Source organism: Bacteroides sp. BFG-637 (assembly GCF_024793605.1).
GTDB classification, from domain to species: domain Bacteria; phylum Bacteroidota; class Bacteroidia; order Bacteroidales; family Bacteroidaceae; genus Bacteroides; species Bacteroides vicugnae.
Genome location: NZ_JANUPD010000002.1, coordinates 6,054,291 through 6,073,581, shown reverse-complemented (window position 1 = coordinate 6,073,581; position 19,291 = coordinate 6,054,291). Strand labels below are relative to the sequence as shown.

The window sequence follows — 19,291 nt, the reverse complement described above, 5'->3', positions numbered from 1 at the left end:
CCTCGGATTATTCCATAAATAAAAGAAAGGCTGATCCCGGTTAACCCAGGACAGCCTTTTTTGTTAACTTAAATATTGTCCTAGCGAATATCATTGCAGAGCAGAGCCATACTTATTTATTGTTCTGTTCATTTTTCATGGATGTTGAGTGTCCGTTTTGAAAGAATTCTTCTACTTTCTGTTTGTCTCGAAGAACTTTCAGCCAGTTGGCAGCAGCATTATAATAATTAGATTTTCCCAGGATAAGTTCGCCTTCCTCATTTATTTCCGGCTCCTCTTTCTCACTGTCTTTAGGACGTGTTTTTAGAAATGCTTCCAGGCAGCGCTCGGTGTTTTTCTTGTCTTTCAGGGCATAGAAGTATATATAGGCCATGTCATACAATAGTTTGTGGTTTTGTTTGTCATACTGTTGGTAACGTTCTTTGATGGATTCGATCTGTTCTTTATGCATTTGTGCCATCTTGTAGCAGTCGGTCATTCCAATATAGAGTCTGGTCATGCTGCTATCTTTAGGTATGGATAATTCAATTGCTTTTTCCAGATAGTTTACGCCTTCTTTTTCCAGGAAGTTTTAGAACACGCCCGGCCGAGATAATAAAGGAGATTGATATTATCGGGATCGTATTTACGGGCGACTTCCAAAAAATCATGGGCTTCGTAATATTTCTCCACTGCATAATAGCTAATTCCCAGATAATAACAAGTGTGGAAGGTGCTATCTCCTTGGCTAACAAGATATTCATAACGCCGGATGGCAGTGGGATAGTCTCGTTTGAGGCAATATGCCAAGGCATTCTGCCGGTTGACCGAGATATTGGTACTGTCAATTTGACGGTATTTTTCTGTAGCTTCGATGGCCTCATCGAAATATGAACCGGATATATTCAAAGCTCCCAGTTTGGTGGCAGCCAGGTAATCGTCGGGATATTTCTCCTGAATATTGTAATAGCAACCTGCGGCAGGCAGAAGTTCGCCCATCCCTTCAAAACTTTGAGCTTGCAGATGCAGGACAATAGCAGAACTGTCTTTTTCCGTCATTAGACTACTTTCGCCAAGTGCATCGCGAAACTTTTGCTGGGTCAGGAGTAAACTGATATATTGAATACGTACATATTTGTTCTCCGGATTCAGATCAAGGGCGTGTTCGTAATATTTCAGCGCTTGATTGTATTTGGCCAGTGCCCGGCAGCATTCGGCTGCTTCAATGAATGCACGAGCATTGGTGGTATCGTTAGAGATAATTTCTTCGTAGGTGGATAGTGCCTCTGTGGTGAGTCCTAGTCCCCGCAACGCTTTGCCTTTCTGTAAGAGTAGGTGAGGGGTTGATTTCTTTTGGGCGATAAGAGAAAGAGCTGTCTCGTAATCGTAGTTTGCCATAGCTTCCTGAATATGGTCTGTGTGTTGTGCCATGAGAGGGATGGTGCAACCAAGGAAGAACAGAATAATAATCCGTTTCATAAAATCTTATTTTAGTTGTTTGACTTATTTGTTGCAAGTTACTAAAAATATTTTATTTACGAATTATTCGTAGATCGTTTTGGATAGATTAACGGAATGATAAGAGAAGATAACACTATGGCTGTATATAAAGAACACCCGTGTCGCAACTGAATGTAACACGGGTGATCTTTATATATATATGTTTAAAGCATACCGAATGGAAATCCGGCAGGGGCATTTGTCTCTTACATCAAGAATCCAAGCAGGATACCGGCAGCAACTGCTGAACCGATCACTCCGGCAACGTTCGGCCCCATAGCGTGCATCAACAAGTAGTTGGTTGAATCGTATTCCAAACCGATTACTTGCGAGATACGTGCAGAGTCAGGAACGGCAGATACACCTGCGTTACCGATCAACGGATTAATCTTGTTGCCCTTCTTCAAAAAGATATTGAATATCTTAACAAAGATGACACCGGATGCAGTTGCAATGATGAATGACAATGCACCGAGAGCGAAAATCTTGATAGAGTCGAGCGTCAGGAATTCGGAGGCTTGCGTAGAAGCACCTACTGTCAGACCCAACAAGATAGTGATAGTATCAATCAACGGACCGCTGGCGGTATTAGCCAAACGACGGGTTACACCACTTTCTTTCAATAGGTTACCGAAGAACAGCATACCTAGCAAAGGCAGACCGGAAGGAACCAGGAAGCAAGTCAGCAACAAACCGATGATCGGGAAAATCACCTTCTCTGTGTGAGAAACTGCACGCGGCGGTTTCATGCGAATGACGCGTTCACTTTTGGTGGTGAGCAGGCGCATAATAGGCGGCTGTATCACTGGAACCAACGCCATGTAGGAGTAGGCGGACACCGCAATGGCTCCCATCAGGTTAGGTGCTAGCTTGGAGGAAAGGAAGATGGCCGTCGGACCGTCTGCTCCACCAATGATACCGATAGCACCGGCTTGCATCGGGTCGAAACCCATTTCCAATGCGATCATGTATGCACCGAAGATACCGAACTGTGCAGCTGCACCGATCAACATCAATTTCGGGTTGGAGATAAGTGCCGAGAAGTCCGTCATAGCACCGATGCCTAAGAAGATGAGCGGCGGGTACCAGCCGGAGGTCACTCCCTGATACAGGATATTCAATACAGAACCTTCTTCATAGATACCGACTTTCAGTCCCGCATCCATATTAAAAGGTATATTACCGATCAATATACCGAAACCGATAGGAATCAGCAACATCGGTTCGAACTCTTTGGCTACTGCCAAATAGATGAACCCCAAACCCACAAGAATCATAACGATGTGCCCTACAGTAGCATTTGCAAAGCCCGTATATGTCCAGAAGTCGGCGAGGTTATTTCCTAAAAAGTTTATAAAATCTCCCATATTATTCAATAATTACGAGGTCATTACCTTCAAGAACAGAGTCACCTTTGTTTACGTTGATGGCAGTAATTTTACCGTCTTTATCCGCATTGATATTGTTTTCCATCTTCATGGCTTCCAATATAATGATAGTCTGGCCTTTCTTTACAGTATCGCCTACGTTTACTTTGATGTCAAGGATAACGCCCGGCAGCGGAGATTTCACTCCCGATTTTCCGGTAGACGGAGCAGCTGGTTTCACTACTTGAGTAGGAGCAGTAGGAGCATTAGGCATAGGACGCACTGTTACTGGTTTCGCAGCAGGCTTCGGTTGTTTCTCCATTTCTACTTTATAGTGTGTACCGTTCACTTCTACATGAGCGATATTATCTTCAATATTTCCGATGGTCACTTTATAAGAGTTACCATTGATTTTATATTTGTATTCTTTCATCGTTTTATTTTTTTATGGGGTGATTTACTTTTTGGGAGTTTCACGCAAGGTGTAAATCTTCGAACTCCATGGTGAATAGCTACGTTTTACACGAGTGATGGTGAGTACCGTTTCTTCTACGTCGTGTACCTCATCCTGCATCTCGTGTAATGCCATAGAGATGGCAGCGTAAACTTCGCCCGGAGCTTGTGACAGCTCTTTCGCTTCTTGTTTGTCGATGCCTTTAGATTTCATAGCATTACGTTTGCTCAAATTTACGGCTACTTTTCCTACAATCTTGAAAGCAATAAAGAGAAGAATCAATCCGCAGAATACTACGCTCATGGCAGAAATAGACATTCCAATACCTTCAGCATCGTGTTCCTCAAATTTTTCCATTTTGGCATTACTGTCAAGAGTCTTATTGTTAGTGCTCGGAGTCACGTATTTGTCACCACTTCCACCTTTTACTTCCCACTCCATTGCTCCGTCGCTTATGCGAGCGTATGATTGGTCGGGACCGAGAGCGCCTGCCGGCACTACAATCTGGTCAAGCAACTTTCTGCCGGAGTCGTACAAGCCAATCCAGTTGGCAGTCTCCGGATTCAGCTTAAAACTGGTATGGAAAGTACCGCGGTTAGGCTCGCCGTCTGCCCAGAACAGAGCATGTTGACGTGGTTTCACTAATGTCAGTATATCACCTTTCGGGATAAAATAAGTAATTGTATCGCCCGGTTGGCTACTTACTTTCAGCAAACAAGCTGCCAGGTCGGCGCTACCGAATGATTTATTGAATATTTCAATCCATGCACTGTGCAACCCGTAGTCGTCCTGAAAATTACTCTGATTGTCTATCAGGATTTCATTCAGTACCAACTTGTTGTTTGACTTTTGCTCTCCACAAGAAGTCAGCCCAATCAGCAACAGCAAAGAAAGGAATATTCCGATTTTGGTTTTGTTCATAATCGTTCTTGTTTTAATGTGAAAAGTTGGATTACAACGGAATATTACCATGCTTCTTAGCCGGATTACTCAATTTCTTAGTCTGCAACTGCTGCAAAGCGCGGATCACGCGGAAACGTGTGTTGCGTGGTTCAATCACATCGTCAATGTAGCCGTATTTTGCTGCATTGTAGGGATTGGCAAACAGTTTCGTGTATTCTGCTTCTTTCTCTGCAAGGAATTGGGCAGGATTTTCCTGATCTTTAGCCTCACGTGCGTACAATACTTCTACTGCTCCTGCACCACCCATTACTGCAATTTCGGCAGTCGGCCATGCGTAGTTCATATCACCGCGAAGTTGCTTACAGCTCATCACGATGTGAGAACCTCCGTAAGATTTACGTAATGTGATAGTAACCTTGGGCACAGTAGCTTCACCGTAAGCGTACAACAGCTTAGCTCCATGAAGGATAACACCGTTGTATTCCTGGCCTGTTCCCGGAAGGAATCCCGGTACGTCTACCAACGATACGATAGGAATATTGAATGCATCACAGAAACGGACGAAACGTGCACCCTTGCGAGATGCATTGCTGTCGAGCACACCAGCCAGATACTTGGGCTGATTAGCAACGATACCTACTGACTGGCCGTTGAAACGGGCAAAACCGATGATGATATTCTTTGCATAATCTTTCTGGATTTCAAGGAATTCACCGTTGTCCACGATAGCGCCGATTACTTCGTACATATCATACGGTTTAGTTGGGCTGTCGGGAATGATATCGTTCAAAGAATCTTCCAAACGGTCGATTGGGTCTGTACAATCTACATAAGGAGCTTCTTCAAGATTATTTTGAGGAATAAAGCTTAACAGTTTACGAATCAGTTCGAAACCTTCTTCTTCTGTTTTAGCGGTGAAGTGAGTCACGCCTGATTTTGTGGAGTGAACGCTTGCACCACCGAGGTTTTCTTGGCTAACATCTTCACCTGTTACGGTTTTCACAACTTTTGGTCCGGTAAGGAACATATAAGAAGTGCCTTCCATCATCAGCGTGAAGTCGGTCAGAGCCGGAGAATAAACAGCACCACCGGCACAAGGACCGAAGATACCGGAAATCTGTGGGATAACACCGGAAGCAAGGATATTGCGTTGGAAGATTTCTGCATAACCGGCCAAAGCATTGATACCTTCCTGGATACGTGCACCACCCGAGTCGTTGATACCGATGCAGGGAGCACCCATTTTCATTGCCTGATCCATGATTTTACAGATTTTCAGTGACATTGTTTCTGACAGTGAACCGGCAGAAACGGTAAAGTCCTGTGCGAACACATATACCAAACGTCCTTCGATCGTACCGCAGCCGGTCACTACTCCGTCGCCCGGATAATGTTTTTTATCCATACCGAAGTTCGTGCATCTGTGCTCAACGAACATGTCCATTTCTTCGAAGCTACCCTCATCAAGCAGCATAGCCAGACGCTCGCGTGCTGTGTATTTCCCTTTTTCATGTTGCTTCGCAATTGCTTTTTCACCGCCTCCGATACGTGCTACGGCACGGCGTTCAATAAGCTCTTTAATTTTTTCAAGTTGATTACTCATGAGTTCTTGTTGGTTTTAGAGTTTATGATTAATGTTCGCAGAGTTCTGTTAACACGCCCAGAGTTGATTTCGGGTGAAGGAAAGCGATATTCAAACCTTCAGCACCTTTGCGGGGAGCTTTGTCGATAAGGCGGATTTCTTTGCTTTCTGCTTCTGCCAAAGCATTAGCTACGCCATCTTCTACAGCAAATGCAACGTGATGAACACCTGCACCTTTGTTTTCAATAAATTTGGCAATGGTACTTTCAGGGCAAGTCGGTTCCAACAGTTCGATTTTGGTTTCACCTACTTTTAAAAAAGCGGTTCTTACTTTCTGATCTTCCACTGTTTCAATGTTGTAACACTTCAGACCTAATACATTTTCGTAGTAAGGAAGGGCTTCTTCAATGCTTTTTACAGCAATGCCCAGATGTTCAATGTGTGAAATCTTCATAACTATACTTTTTTTATTTGGTTTTAAATCTGTGCTCATAAGGCATAAAACAGCACAAAGAAAGACAATTCTTACCTAATAAAGAAATATTTCTGCATTTAATTGTTGGGTGATAAAGCAGAAAAAATGGTGGACAAGGAACATAAAGAGTTGTTTTGTAATCTTGAGATTACATTTAGATGTAAAATTTGACTAAGAGTTTGTTCAGCCAATTCCAGTTGACGCGGAACCAGCGGCGGGTACTACTTTGTTTTCCTCCGAAGCGGAGAACAAAATCACGATAGCCGTGTCTGCGGAACGGAAGACCCACATCCATAAATTCCATGTGGCGGAATCCTCGCTGGTGTGCATCTTCCAATGCTTTCCAAACGGCTAGCACGCCCGGATATTGAAGTGCGTACGTCTTTCTCATTCCTCCTGAAAACCAGAGGTATGCATCGTCTCCCGAATAGATGCAGACGGAACCGCCGATGATTTTCTCTTTATATTTTACAACGAATATTTTTGCTAGTTTTCCTTTAATTAGCACGCTGTTCATGTGACGGAAGAAATCGTTGGCAGGAAAATATCTGCGTATGCGGGAAGAATAGACTTTGTGTAGCATTCGTGAGAAGGCGTGTATTTCTTCCACTGTATGTGCTTCCTCTACTCTGGCTCCATTTTTGAGTCCTTTTTTGATCTGCCGGATGCGCGACGGACTGAATCGGTCTTCCGTCTTTTTCATGCTGTGTAACGAATTGCGTACCCGTAACCAGTTGACAGGGAAATAATCGTTGGCTCTGAAAACCCGATAGCCGAACATCGAATTGTTCAGGTTTCGGAATTCGATCAGGACACAGCTGCGCGATGCTTCCTGCGTGAGATGTTCGAGCATATCCCCAAAGACTTCTTCTGCTTTCTCTTTATTGTCAGAAAGGGATTCGTCCAGAAATTCACCTTCGCTATATACTACACAATGTTTCACTAAAGAGGAAGGAAGCCACTTTTTAGCTTTGCGGATAGCGGCGAGCAGGCGTGCTACAGGTTTTCCGTCTTCCGTTGCGACTATTAATAAAGGAGTATACCCGGGAGTTGCTTCCATAAATCTGAAATAACTCTTTGGAATGGAAGGTGTTTTTTCCCGGTAATTCAGGAATATCCTTCCCTTGATAATATGTCGTTAGTTTAAGTGGCATCTAGGTACAAATTTACACTTTTTATTCTTTATTCAACAACAAAACGGAGAATTTGTTGGAGATGCTTGAAGTAAAGTGCTGTTTATCTTTGCGAATTTATTGGAAAAAATATATCTTTTTAAGAGAAAAAATGGTATAAAAGGTGAGTACGTGTATAAATTATGTTCGTCATAATTATGATTATAATCAAATAGTTTTTGCAAAACAACGAGAATTAATATTAACTTTAAATTAGAACGAATGAGATACAATGCATTTGTTGAAGCATGGAAGAATCATCATAGACGCGCTTCCATGATTTTAGGGCTGTCTTTATTGTATGCCCCTCTGTCATATTCTGTTTATGCAGAAGATGGAGTCTCTAATACTATGGTGCAAGTTGTCACACAAACGAAAACTGTGAAAGGAACTGTTGTTGATGAAAGCGGGGAGCCACTGATTGGTGTTTCTATTGTTGTGAAAGGAACAAGTACAGGTACGATTACTGATTTTGACGGTAACTTTTCTATCAATCTTCCAGCGGGAAGAAAAGAACTGGTCATTTCTTATATCGGTTATAAAGAACAAACTGTAACAGTGGCGGGGAATGGACCGGTCAATGTGAAAATGGTTTCGGATACAAAGGCATTGGATGAGGTTGTTGTGGTAGGTTACGGTACGATGAAGAAACGCGATTTAACCGGGGCTATCACTTCTGTAAAAAGTGAAGATGTTGTAATGAACCCGGGCTCGAATCCGATGCAGGCTTTGCAAGGTAAAGTAGCAGGATTGGACATTACGCGTGAATCGGGACAGGCCGGTTCGGGAGTAAAGATGCAGCTGCGTGGTAACCGGTCATTCCAGAAGGATTCTGGAAATCCTTTATTTATAATTGATGGTATGCCAGGGGATTATTCTACATTGAATCCTAATGATATTGAAAGTATTGAAGTTTTAAAAGATGCTTCCTCAACGGCTATTTATGGTTCGAGTGGTGCAAATGGTGTTATTTTAATTACTACAAAAGGCGGTAAGGAAGGTAAAGCTATAGTTAATTTTAATGCGTATGTAGGTGTAAACGGCTGGTCAAGAACACCGGAGATGCGTAGTGGAGAGAGCTATATACAAACATTGAGAGATGCTTCTATTGGTGCTGGTGATGGACGTTGGAGTTCAGTTGCAGATGATAAAAATCTGTTTACTACTGATGCTGAATGGAATGCGCATCAAAATGGACAATATATAGACTGGGTGGATGCTTTGTTGAAAACTAGTGTAACACAGAATTATTCAGTTTCTGTGGCCGGTGGAACGGAAAAAACAAAAGCCTATTTTTCTCTGAATTTTTCTAATGAGGATGGGCAGTTTGCACAAGATAGCTATAAACTTTATTCATCTAAAATCCGGGTAGACCATAAGATTAAGAACTGGATGAAGGTTGGGATTGATACGCAGTTATCCTATGTACATCAAAATAAAGCTGATTCTGATTTGCAGACTTTGATGGCATCAAATCCCCTTGGAACTTTGTATAATGAAGATGGGAGTATAAACCCTCAACCAGTTGCCGACCCTTCATCTACAGTATATAATTATCTTTTGAATGAGGATAAAAGTTTGTATCGCAATCAGGCCCAAAACCTCAAAGTATATTTTAATCCTTATTTGGAAATCACTCCTCTTAAAGGATTGACTTTTATTACTCGTGCCGGTGCCAGTTTGGGATATTCACGTAGCAATACTTTTACCGGAGAGGGATCTGTTCAATGGTATAAAGCAAATCAAACGGCAGATGGCATTAAGGCACAGGTAAAAGACAGCCGTTCGTATAACTATAAATGGGAGAATATACTTACCTACAATTTCCAAATTAAGAAAGTACATGATATAACTCTTACCGCGGTTACGTCTTGGAATCATAATCGTAGTGATGTCACTACTTTGTATCAGAAAGGTGTTTCTGATAATAAATTCTTATGGCATAATATTCTTGACGGTAATTCTGCAACTTCGGGAAGTACTTCATATAGCATGTCTAAAGGAATGGGATATGTCGGTCGTTTGAATTACTCATATTTGGGCAGGTATTTGCTCTCTGCATCTGTTCGTCATGACGGATCTTCCAGACTGGCAGAAGGTAATAAATGGGATACCTTCCCGGCTTTTTCTTTGGGCTGGAGAATTTCTGACGAGAAATTTATGGAGAGTACGACAAATTGGTTGAGTAATCTGAAAATTCGCTTTGGATACGGTGTTACAGGTAGTACGGCAGGTATTGATCCTTACTCTTCTGCTGCGTCATTGGATGCTACTTCTGTCAATATGGTGTTAGGGGGTGTTTTGACGCCTATTTATAAGTTCTCGCAGAATATTCCAAACTACTTGCTTACGTGGGAAAAGTCATATAATACCAATATCGGTATTGATGCTGCGTTCCTGAATAATCGTATTGATGTTAGTATGGAATATTATAATACAAAAACGAAAGATGTTATATGGAATAAAGCTCTTCCTGTTGTAAACGGTGCATTCTCACCAGATGGTGGAACTACAGCGAATTATACCACAAATTTGAATATGTGTGAGACCAGCAATAAAGGTTTTGAGTTGGCTCTTAATACACGCAATATTATAACAAAGAATTTTACTTGGAGCTCTAGTGTGACTTTCAATCATAATAAGGAAGAAATTACTAAATTGTCCGGTGGAGATTCTGATGTGCTTAATAATGGTGACACTGGATATGCATTGGCATTGGGAGAAGCTATTAATTCTTATTATCATTATAAGTTGGACGGTGTATGGCAAAAGGGGGAAGAGACTGATGCGGCAGTATTTGGGGCTGCACCTGGTGATTTGAAAATCAATATACCTAATTTGGTAAAGGAGGCAGATGGCAGATTCTATAAGATTGATGAGGAAACGGGGCGTGCTGCCGTAGATGCAAATGGTAATGTTATTTATTATACATCTGATAATAAATATACTCCAAGTGATGCGGATTATCAAATCTTGGGTCACAATTCTCCGGATTGGTCTTTAGGTTTTCAGAATAATTTCACTTGGAAGGACTTTGATTTAAGTATATTCGTGTATGCACGCTACGGACAGATGTTTGCCTATGATATGCTGACATCTTATGACCCGAAGGGTATACGTAACTTCCCAACATATTTCAATTATTGGACGGAAAACAATCCATCAAATGATTTTCCTGCTGCCAATGCTAATAAAGGGCTTGAACAATATACAGGATATTATGGACTACGTTATGTAGACGGTTCATTTATAAAGATTAAGAACATAACCTTGGGATATAGCTTGCCGAAATCCATATTAAAATCAGCCGGTATAGAGAAATGTCGTTTCTATGCTACAATTACAAATCCGTTTGTATTTGCAAAAAGCCATTTGCTGAAAGACTATGATCCTGAAATGAATGGCTCTCTGAAGTACCCATTGACCAAACAATTTGTATTTGGTGTAAATGTTACATTCTAGTTTTCACTAAAAAAAGTATTGAAATGAAAAGAACAATCTATAAAATAGCAGCGCTTACATTCGCTGTGGCTTCAATGTCTGCCTGCTCGCTTGATGAGTATAATCCAAGTCAAAAAACAGGGGATGAAATTCTTGCTACTTTTGATGGGCTCAAAGGATTACAATCTTACTGTTATTCATCACTTTATGGGCAGTTATTCAGTGTGTATGATTTCTTATCCGTTGCTGAAGGCGGAACGGACTGTTGGATAACTCCTGCAGGTAATCCTGATTATGCCAAACAGGTGATTTATTATGATGGTTTAGCCACAAATACCAATGCGACAAATAAGTTGTTTGGTCAGGCTTATTCTATGATCGGTAATTGTAATGCGGTAGTGACCAGAGCTGAATTGGTAACTGACGGTAATGAAAAGGATATAACGACTTTAGTGGCTGAAGCCCGTTGTCTTCGTGCATTCTATTACTCTATATTAGTGAATAATTATGGCAATGTAACATTAACATTGGAAGAATCATCCCAAGATCCTATTTTGACTCCGCGGCGTAACTCGATTGAAGAACTATATACGCAGATAATTGATGATTTGAAATTTGCAGCCAACAATCTTGAGGACACCCCTTACGATAATAATCGTGCGCGTGTGACTAAGAAGACTGCGTTAGGACTTTTGGCTCGTGTCTACGCTCAAGGTGGAGGTGAATATGGTTTGACAGAGGATGGAGTATCTTATTGGCAGCGTGCAAAAGAAGTGGCAGAAGATATGATTTCAGCATATAGCAGTTGTCTTTATGATGATGTGGAAGATGTTTGGGCACCGGCGAACAATCGAAATAATAAGGAGGCCTTATTTATTGCTGCCGGTCCGGATGCAACAAATCTGGAGATTTGGAACGCGGGGACACAATGTAATAATAACTTTACTTATATGTATCCAAAACCAAATACTTTAACTATTTATCCAACACCGGATAATCAAAACTATTGGTATGGACGTACAAATAATAGTGCTTTGGCACCCTCCAAGTATTTGTTGGATTGCTTTGATGCAGATTATGATAAGCGATGGGAGGTAACCTTTACGACCGCCTTTGTGCAGTTCTCCGGCGTACAGTCGGGAGGTAGCTACCTATTTACTAATAAGAAGCAAACATTGGATGATGGTACTACACCGAAAATAGGAACCAAACATGGTGTAAATGATAACATTAGTTCATTTACAATTCTTACTCAAAATATGATTAATACTTATGGGTTGGATGCAAAATTTCATAATGAGTATATTTATCCATATGGTGACTTGAATTATGCATATTACGATGGAACTTGGGCTCCGAAGCTTACTGCCAAGGTTTGGCCTAAAGGAGAAAATAGCGGTGATCCTTCCAAGTTGCAAGAAGTGAAGAATCCTTATGTAATCCCTTATCCTGTTGCTGAAGACGATGATAGAATTTGTTTCTATTTGTCAAAAGAAAAACTTTCGGATGCGGAAAAAGCGAAACGTAGATATTATGTAATCAATATTGATGATTTGTTTGATAACGGACAATATCGTAAAACGGATATAAAAGTCACTAATGACAAAAACATGTATCCTGGTTTCAACAAATTTAATTGGCTATCGGAAGATTCATATAGTAGTAATCTGCAACGTAAGACAGGTGATGTATTCATTATGCGTATGGCTGAAGTATATCTGATTGCTGCTGAAGCTAACCAGCAATTAGGAAATGGCGGAAAAGCGGCAGAATATCTGAATGTACTGAAAAAGCGTGCAGCTCGTGATGATGCATCTTACAATGCCATGAAATTGAGTAATGCTACACAAAATGATGTTATGGACGAGTATGCTCGTGAATTATGTGGAGAATATCAACGTTGGGTGACGATGAAGCGTCACAAAGATTCTTTCAAACAACGTCTTACTGTTGGTAATCCTCGTGCGGCTGAAAACTTTGATGAAAACAAGCATTATTTACGTCCGATCTCTTTTAACTTCTTGAGTCAGATTGATAATGCAGAAGAATATGGAAATAATGGGTATTAGAACTCTTACAGATTAAATTTTAAATTAGGAGGGGATATGTCGCGATGACATATCCCTTTTTTATATATTTTCTTTATCTTTGTGCCATCGAACAGAGCTTTATAATTTAAGCGGAACTATGATAGAAGAAATATTAGCTTACAACAAAGAATTTGTTGAGAACAAGGGATATGAATCGTATATTACCAACAAATATCCCGATAAGAAAATAGCTATTCTTTCCTGTATGGACACCCGACTGACTGCTTTGCTTCCAGCCGCATTAGGAATTAAGAATGGCGATGTAAAAATGATAAAGAATGCAGGTGGCGTTATTTCCCATCCTTTCGGTAGCGTGATCCGGAGTTTACTCGTAGCTATCTTTGAACTGGGTGTGGAGGAGATAATGGTGATTGCTCATTCTGATTGTGGAGCTTGTCACATGCATAGTGAAACGATGCTTGAAAAGATGACGGCACGGGGGATAAATCCGGATTATATTGACATGATGCGCTTCTGCGGAGTTGATTTTCATGCCTGGCTGGATGGCTTCGAAGATACGGAAAAGTCCGTGAGGGGAACAGTCGATTTTATCGTGCGTCATCCTTTGATTCCTTCAGATGTGACAGTTTACGGATTTATTATCGATTCTACAACTGGAGAATTAACACGGATTGTATAGATAAACTATCTTTTTAATACCTCTAAATATAGTGACGCTATCCTGAATACAAAAAAATAAGGCAGCTTTTTATCGGCTGCCTTTATCTTTCTACGGTTATATACTTTCTTTGACTGGTGCACTCGTTTGTGACAAATAGGGTGCCCGTACATCTCAATTTCTGCCTCACGGCTAGCTTTACGATTCGCTTTAACGTAATCGTCTTGTGTAATTCGCTTTTTCATAATGAAATTATTTCTCTGTGCAAAGATACGATATATTCTTCATTTAGTATAAACTTTTATTTCCTATTACGCTCGGTTTGCATTATCTTTGCATACATTAATCAAATGAAACCGGAAATAATATGGAAAATTTCAGTGAATTGATAAAGAACCGTCGTAGTATGCGGAAGTTCACCGATGAAGAATTGACACAAGATCAGGTAGTTGCATTGATGAAAGCAGCTTTGATGTCTCCTTCTTCCAAACGTAGTAATAGTTGGCAGTTTGTAGTGGTTGATGATAAAGAGGTATTGAAAGAATTGTCTCATTGCAAAGAACAGGCTTCTTCGTTCATTGCCGACGCAGCTTTGGCGATTGTTGTAATGGCCGATCCGTTGGCTAGCGATGTTTGGATTGAAGACGCTTCCATTGCTTCCATCATGATACAGTTGCAGGCTGAAGATCTTGGCTTGGGAAGTTGTTGGGTGCAGGTTCGCGAACGTTTCACTGCTACCGGAATGCCTTCCGATGAATTTGTCCATGGAATTTTGGATATTCCTTTGCAACTTCAGATTCTTTCTGTCATTGCTATCGGCCATAAAGGGATGGAACGTAAACCTTTCAATGAGGAACATCTTCAATGGGAGAAAATTCATATTAATAAGTTTGGAGGAAAATAAGCATGGGAGCTGCTAAAGCGAATAATAGTAAAGATACCTATCTGGCTACCGCTGTTACCTTTATTGTAATCGGAGCACTTTTTCTGATCGATAAGTTGATTCATTTTTCTTCCATCGGGCTACCTTGGGTAATGAATAAGGACAATATGTTATTGTACGCTTCGATCTGTTTCCTTATTTTCAAACGCGATAAATCAATTGGTCTGGTGTTGCTTGGCCTTTGGCTAGTGATGAATATCGGTTTGGTAATATCCTTATTAGGTTCGTTATCCGGATATCTGTTACCATTGACATTGCTCATCATCGGAATCATTTTATTCTGGTTTGCAAAACGATAAGAGAATAATGAAAAGAAGTATAGAAGATACACCGATCGTGTTTATCGGTGCAGGTAACTTGGCTACTAATCTGGCGAAAGCTCTTTATCGTAAAGGCTTCCGCATTGTACAGATATATAGCCGGACCATGGAATCTGCCCGTACCTTAGCCGAGAAAGTAGAAGCTGAATATACTACAGATTTGCAGGCTGTCTCCAAAGATGCAAAATTGTATATCGTATCGTTGAAAGATGCCGCTTTAGTAGATTTGTTACCGCAGATAACAGAAGGAAAGCAGGCGTCTTTGTTGGTGCATACGGCAGGAAGCATTCCGATGAGCATTTGGGAAGGGCATGCAGAACGTTACGGAGTATTCTATCCGATGCAGACATTCAGCAAACAGCGTGAAGTCAAATTTCAGGAAGTGCCTTTCTTTGTTGAAGCGAAAAGGCCGGAAGACGTGGAGCTGTTGAAGGCTGTTGCCGCCACTCTTTCGGAAAAGGTCTACGAAGCTTCTTCCGAGCAACGTAAAAGCCTACATTTAGCTGCAGTTTTTATCTGTAACTTCACAAATCACATGTATGCATTAGCAGCCGATTTACTTGAAAAATACAACTTGCCTTTCGATGTCATGCTTCCGCTGATAGATGAAACGGCTCGTAAAGTACACGAATTGGCGCCACGTGATGCACAGACCGGACCCGCTGTTCGTTACGATGAGAATGTGATGAGTAATCATCTTGCCATGTTGGTAGATTCTCCGGCATTGCAGGAAATATATAAACTAATGAGCAAAAGTATCCATGAGCACCATCAACTATGATTTATCCCGTATCAAAGCTTTAGCTTTTGACGTGGACGGAGTATTGAGTTCGACCACTGTACCTTTGCATCCTTCCGGTGAACCGATGCGAACCGTGAATATCAAAGATGGATATGCCATCCAGCTGGCTGTGAAAAAAGGACTTCACATAGCTATCATCACCGGTGGCCGCACAGAAGCGGTACGTATTCGTTTTGAAGGACTGGGAGTGAAGGATTTATACATGGGTTCTGCTGTGAAGATACACGATTATCGTGCTTTTCGTGATAAGTACGGATTGACCGATGATGAAATTTTATATATGGGAGATGACGTACCGGATATCGAAGTGATGCGTGAGTGCGGACTGCCATGCTGTCCGAAAGATGCCGTGCCGGAAGTGAAATCCGTTGCAAAGTATATCTCATATGCAGACGGTGGACGCGGATGCGGACGTGATGTAGTGGAGCAGGTGCTGAAAGCTCACGGTCTATGGATGGCGGAAGACGCTTTCGGTTGGTGAATGGATTAGACGATTGGACAATTTACGATTGGAGTATCTTTGTAAATTAATCCGGTGATGTCAATAGCAGTACTTTTGACCGTCAACGAAATTGCTCTTAATCATCAACAGAAACATTTTTCAATCATCAATAAAAAGTATTTTCAATCGTAAATAGTAAATCGTCAAATCGTAAATAAAATCATGCTTGATAACTTAAAGAAATACCGGATTATATTAGCTTCCAATTCTCCCCGTCGGAAAGAACTGATGTCAGGACTGGGAGTAGACTATGTAGTCAGAACATTGCCGGATATAGACGAGTCATATCCGGACACATTGGTGGGTGCTGAAATACCTGAATATATTGCCCGTGAAAAGGCAGATGCTTACCGTACCATGATGAAGCCGGGAGAATTATTGATTACGGCAGATACCATAGTCTGGTTAGATGGGAAAGTACTTGGAAAACCGGAGGGCAGGGAAGGAGCCGTTGAAATGCTTCGTACTCTTTCGGGAAAATCTCATCAGGTCTTCACAGGAGTTTGCCTGACTACTACCGAGTGGCAAAAAAGCTTTACCGCTTCCTCCGAAGTTTTGTTTGATGTCTTGTCGGAAGATGAAATCCTGTATTACGTAGATCGTTATCAGCCGATGGATAAGGCAGGAGCTTATGGCGTTCAGGAATGGATCGGATATATCGGGGTTAAATCAATTTCCGGTAGTTTCTATAATATTATGGGACTTCCTATACAGAAACTGTACGGAGAGTTGAAAAAGCTATAGTAAGTATCTTGAATCTATCTGAATATATCAGTGTAATTAACGTATTGATTACATAAAATACATAAGATATACTTAGTACAATAATGCAAAAAAGGCTGCCTCGAAATAGAAAATGAGGCAGCCTTTTTCTGTATTTTTAAGCAGGAACATTTACTGAATATCCCAAACTGAAAGATGCGAAAACTATAATAAATCCAGCATCAGAGGAATATCTTCTTCCCGAATTCCTTGTGTGAGAAGAGCCTCTTCATCTTTATGGAACATTTCCAAGAATCGTTCCCGGTTTCCACTTGCCGTAATGGCTTTTCCATAGAAAACGGCAGCTTTCTGAATATCTCCCATCACCCAAGCAACATGTCCTGCATTCATATAGTCAATAGCCAGAGGCTTTTGTTCTATTATTTTTTCATAATATTTCATCGCCTGTTCATGTTTCTGGCTGATGAATGAACACCAGCCGATACCACGCCATGCCTTGATGCAATTGCTCTCGATGAAATCCAGTTTGAAGAAATAATTCAGTGCTTCTTCATATTGCCCCAATTCAGCCAGACAACTACCGATATGGAAAGTCACGTTGGTATCTTCCGGAGCAGCTTCTTCTACCTTTTTGTAGTAGGTGATTGCTACCTGATAGTTTCTGTTCAGCCGATAACAAATAGCCAGATGGCGATTGTTCCAGATATTATCCGGTTTCAGCGTGTCTGCTTTCAGGTAAGCCTGAATAGCCTCTGCATATTTCTTCCTTTTTTGCAATGCATAGCCAAACTTCTGATAATATTCCGCACTCTCTCCTTCGAATCCGCCAATCGTTTCCAACTCCTCATAAATTTCGATAGCCTCGTCCCAACGTTCCTTTGACAGGTAGAAATCGGCAATGGGGAACAATACATCTTCCCAGTGTAATATATTGTCAAGTGCAGGGACATGATGAAGATCGAGCTTCTCTTTAAAAATATCTCTGAATTCACTCTTACGCACACTAAGTTTGAAGAAACGATACAAATCGTGCAGGTATTGGTTGCTGACCGTTCCCGGACGTTCATTGAATTTCTTCATCGTCTCAACATTCGATTTCTCCGCCAATTCTGCAACCTGCTGTTCGTTCAGTTGGCTCAACATCATATCCTGTTGTGACTGTGGCAATTGATGGATCGTGAAAAAGAGCGAGTACTTATCACTATTGCTGAAGAACCCCGATTGAAGAATTAAATCCAGTAGACTGCCTCCCTGATTTCCCGCCTGCTTCATTGCCTTGAGCACATTAGACTGTTGCTTGCTGAATGGATAAAACCAGTTATGTACCTCGCGGAAGAACGGATAGTTTTTCAATGCCGCAAAAGTGCTCATATATACATCTGCACCCTCCAACTGCAATTCGTTCATTTCACGCAATTTATCCCCCAGTCCGGATTTCTCGAATGCATCTTCCCAATCCGGATTCATATCGTTGTTCTCTTCATCGCTTTCTTCAAAGCCGAACCGCATATTTTTCATGGAGGAAACATTCTTCAGCATTTCGGGAATAATCTCCTCCCTCATCTTTTTATCAATCTTTTCCGTTTCCTGACATAATAGCATTTGGCGGTAAATACGTGCGACATCTTCTCTGAATGAAGGAATTTCTTCCATGAGATCCACCCTTTTTATCAGTTCCGGATAGAAAGTAAGGCGGCTTCTGTAAATGTGGAAAATAATCATCGCACCAACCAATGCCCGTTGACTGACGTTGACGTTGGGATGCTCGTAAGCATCAAGCAACCACATTATTTTTCGTAAGTCGAAACATTCCATCAAGCTTAATGTGAGGGCGCTGACAAACAAACATAAGTCATCTCCCGGAAGTAATTCCGAGGCAAGCATGGCTTTTGCATCTTCCTCGTCTTCGGGAGTCCATGCACTATTCGTCCATGTTCTGATAAACATAAACTTGAGCGTGTCCTCATGCCGCTTTAATACTTCATCCATCTTTTCGTCAGACAGTAATCCGCTGACTGCCAAGTCGTCATTAAAAGACTCCAGTATGTGCAATATGGTTTTAAGACCATAGTTTGACAAGTCTGGCGATTTGGGAGTGCGTCGTACTTCATGATAGTATCTTGATGAAGCGTTATCCAATATGAGCAAACGTGATTGGTCGGCAATTCCCCACGTGTCTGATACCATTTTCTGATACAGATTCCACCGTTCAGGGTCATTTGCTCCTTGTTTCATGTATTCCAGCATATACTTGTAGGAAGTCTGCAATTGTTCCAGGCGGGTACGCAGATCCCAGTCAGGACACTGCCACAGCAGAGATTCCAACTGCATCAAAGCTTCCTTGAGTCTTTTCTCTTCAAGTAAGGTACGTATATATGCGTATTGTTCATTAATCGTTTTTTCGTTCATCATTATTTAA

The 19,291-nt window shown here is 41.3% G+C and carries 15 protein-coding genes and 2 pseudogenes; 8 read left to right on the top strand and 9 right to left on the bottom strand.

Going from position 1 to position 19,291, the window contains the following annotated elements; translation table 11 throughout:
- Positions 1 to 112: 112 nt before the first annotated feature.
- The 7 genes and pseudogenes from NXX38_RS23970 to NXX38_RS23940 all read right to left on the bottom strand — a co-directional run bounded on the left by NXX38_RS23970 (position 113) and on the right by NXX38_RS23940 (position 7,414).
- Positions 113 to 1,458: pseudogene (locus tag NXX38_RS23970) on the bottom strand (tetratricopeptide repeat protein).
- Between the two features lie 227 nt (positions 1,459 to 1,685).
- Positions 1,686 to 2,846 carry a sodium ion-translocating decarboxylase subunit beta gene (locus NXX38_RS23965; protein WP_117937399.1) on the bottom strand — a complete coding sequence of 387 codons (1,161 nt, stop codon included), beginning with the start codon at positions 2,844 to 2,846 and terminating at the stop codon, positions 1,686 to 1,688.
- Between the two features lies 1 nt (position 2,847).
- A complete protein-coding gene (locus NXX38_RS23960) occupies positions 2,848 to 3,279 on the bottom strand; it encodes a biotin/lipoyl-containing protein (RefSeq protein WP_148364684.1) in 432 nt (143 codons plus the stop codon).
- Between the two features lie 24 nt (positions 3,280 to 3,303).
- Positions 3,304 to 4,221, bottom strand: coding sequence for an OadG family transporter subunit (locus tag NXX38_RS23955; RefSeq protein ID WP_148364685.1), 918 nt, complete (start codon positions 4,219 to 4,221; stop codon positions 3,304 to 3,306).
- A gap of 31 nt (positions 4,222 to 4,252) precedes the next feature.
- The gene (locus NXX38_RS23950) at positions 4,253 to 5,806 is read right to left on the bottom strand and encodes an acyl-CoA carboxylase subunit beta (protein ID WP_148364686.1); all 1,554 of its coding nucleotides are present in this window, start codon (positions 5,804 to 5,806) and stop codon (positions 4,253 to 4,255) included.
- A gap of 28 nt (positions 5,807 to 5,834) precedes the next feature.
- Complete coding sequence (gene mce / locus NXX38_RS23945) at positions 5,835 to 6,239, bottom strand: methylmalonyl-CoA epimerase (RefSeq protein WP_002561104.1); 405 nt, start codon at positions 6,237 to 6,239, stop codon at positions 5,835 to 5,837.
- Between the two features lie 175 nt (positions 6,240 to 6,414).
- A pseudogene (locus NXX38_RS23940) lies at positions 6,415 to 7,414 on the bottom strand (GNAT family N-acetyltransferase).
- A 240-nt stretch (positions 7,415 to 7,654) separates the two neighbouring features.
- Between NXX38_RS23940 and NXX38_RS23935 the strand changes: the two are divergent.
- The 3 genes from NXX38_RS23935 (at position 7,655) to NXX38_RS23925 (ending at position 13,603) form a co-directional block, all read left to right on the top strand.
- Positions 7,655 to 10,894, top strand: a complete 3,240-nt coding sequence (locus NXX38_RS23935) for a TonB-dependent receptor (RefSeq protein ID WP_148364688.1) — start codon at positions 7,655 to 7,657, stop codon at positions 10,892 to 10,894.
- A gap of 23 nt (positions 10,895 to 10,917) precedes the next feature.
- On the top strand, positions 10,918 to 12,942 hold the full coding sequence (locus NXX38_RS23930) for a RagB/SusD family nutrient uptake outer membrane protein (protein WP_258981412.1): 2,025 nt from the start codon (positions 10,918 to 10,920) through the stop codon (positions 12,940 to 12,942).
- Between the two features lie 118 nt (positions 12,943 to 13,060).
- Entirely contained in the window at positions 13,061 to 13,603 is a 543-nt protein-coding gene (locus NXX38_RS23925; protein WP_148364690.1) for a carbonic anhydrase, read from the top strand.
- Between the two features lie 5 nt (positions 13,604 to 13,608).
- Here the strand turns inward: NXX38_RS23925 and NXX38_RS23920 are convergent, their stop codons facing one another.
- Positions 13,609 to 13,827: a hypothetical protein gene (locus NXX38_RS23920; protein ID WP_148364691.1), complete on the bottom strand. Its 219-nt coding sequence runs from the start codon at positions 13,825 to 13,827 to the stop codon at positions 13,609 to 13,611.
- A 122-nt stretch (positions 13,828 to 13,949) separates the two neighbouring features.
- Between NXX38_RS23920 and NXX38_RS23915 the strand changes: the two genes are divergently transcribed.
- The 5 genes from NXX38_RS23915 to NXX38_RS23895 all read left to right on the top strand — a co-directional run bounded on the left by NXX38_RS23915 (position 13,950) and on the right by NXX38_RS23895 (position 16,893).
- Positions 13,950 to 14,486: a nitroreductase family protein gene (locus tag NXX38_RS23915; protein ID WP_004327009.1), complete on the top strand. Its 537-nt coding sequence runs from the start codon at positions 13,950 to 13,952 to the stop codon at positions 14,484 to 14,486.
- A 2-nt stretch (positions 14,487 to 14,488) separates the two neighbouring features.
- The gene (locus NXX38_RS23910; RefSeq protein WP_148364692.1) at positions 14,489 to 14,824 is read left to right on the top strand and encodes a hypothetical protein; all 336 of its coding nucleotides are present in this window, start codon (positions 14,489 to 14,491) and stop codon (positions 14,822 to 14,824) included.
- A gap of 7 nt (positions 14,825 to 14,831) precedes the next feature.
- Complete coding sequence (locus NXX38_RS23905; protein WP_258981410.1) at positions 14,832 to 15,626, top strand: Rossmann-like and DUF2520 domain-containing protein; 795 nt, start codon at positions 14,832 to 14,834, stop codon at positions 15,624 to 15,626.
- Positions 15,607 to 16,128, top strand: a complete 522-nt coding sequence (locus tag NXX38_RS23900) for an HAD family hydrolase (protein ID WP_148364694.1) — start codon at positions 15,607 to 15,609, stop codon at positions 16,126 to 16,128. The genes NXX38_RS23905 and NXX38_RS23900 overlap by 20 nt, the downstream gene beginning before the upstream one ends.
- A 183-nt stretch (positions 16,129 to 16,311) precedes the next feature.
- Positions 16,312 to 16,893 (top strand): Maf-like protein, encoded by a 582-nt coding sequence (locus tag NXX38_RS23895; protein ID WP_148364695.1) that lies wholly within the window; start codon positions 16,312 to 16,314, stop codon positions 16,891 to 16,893.
- A 183-nt stretch (positions 16,894 to 17,076) separates the two neighbouring features.
- On the opposite strand, the gene NXX38_RS23890 is transcribed toward NXX38_RS23895, so the two are convergent.
- Entirely contained in the window at positions 17,077 to 19,284 is a 2,208-nt protein-coding gene (locus tag NXX38_RS23890) for a tetratricopeptide repeat protein (RefSeq protein WP_195649548.1), read from the bottom strand.
- Positions 19,285 to 19,291: the final 7 nt, after the last annotated feature.